This is a genomic window from Actinomyces urogenitalis, assembly GCF_002861525.1.
In the GTDB taxonomy this organism is placed as follows: Bacteria; Actinomycetota; Actinomycetes; order Actinomycetales; family Actinomycetaceae; genus Actinomyces; species Actinomyces urogenitalis.
This window is the reverse complement of record NZ_PKHA01000027.1, coordinates 1-689: the sequence shown is the minus strand read 5'-3', so window position 1 is coordinate 689 and position 689 is coordinate 1. Positions and strand designations below refer to the sequence as shown.

Below are 689 nucleotides of genomic sequence, written 5' to 3'. Positions count from 1 at the left end.
CAAGGCAGGCAAACCAAAACAAAACAAGAACAACCAACCCCAAAAAACCAGGGCCAGCCATCCCACTATGGCATAAAAAACATGACACACTATCGAGTTCTCAAACAACACACCCATGAGGTTTTTCCCGAAGGCCTTTGGCCTTTCGTTCCGCCCCTCAAGGCGACTGGATTAGAATAGTTGGAAGATTTCGTTTCCGTCAAGTCCGGAATTCGTGATCCCGATCTCTTGGGCTTGATTTCGAACCAATATCGTTATCCAGTTGACTGCCTTGGAACCGTTGCCTCCGTGCGGCAGCGAGGAGTACTTTAACCATCCCGCCCCGGCATTGGTCAACTTGATTTCGCGTGACGCTGGCCACCCCCTTCTTGAGGTCCGCGCGAGCACCCAATGAGACCCCTCGCTTCAGGTCGTGAACAGTCGACCCCAGGCCGGGCAGCACCATTCTCGACCGTTGAGGGCCTTAACCGGCTCTTCAGAGTTGAGTGTGGGGTGAGGCGTCGAGGCCTCCGGTGATGAGGAGCATGCGGAGGCGGTAGTGCTCGACGTTGCGGAACCCGCGGGCGATGCGGCAGCCCAGCTCGATGATCCGGGACTGCTGAAGGTTTGGTTGACCTCCGGGTTTATGCCGCCAGTGTTGCGGTTGGTTTCATGATGAGTTCGAACTCGACGGGGGTGAGTTTCCCGAG

Annotated in this window: 1 protein-coding gene; it reads left to right on the top strand. The window is 56.2% G+C overall.

Translation table 11 applies throughout. From position 1 onward, the window contains the following. Positions 1-180 (top strand): hypothetical protein (locus tag CYJ26_RS10890; RefSeq protein ID WP_219619559.1); only part of this gene is annotated, 180 nt, incomplete at its 5' end. Positions 181-689 lie beyond the last annotated feature (509 nt).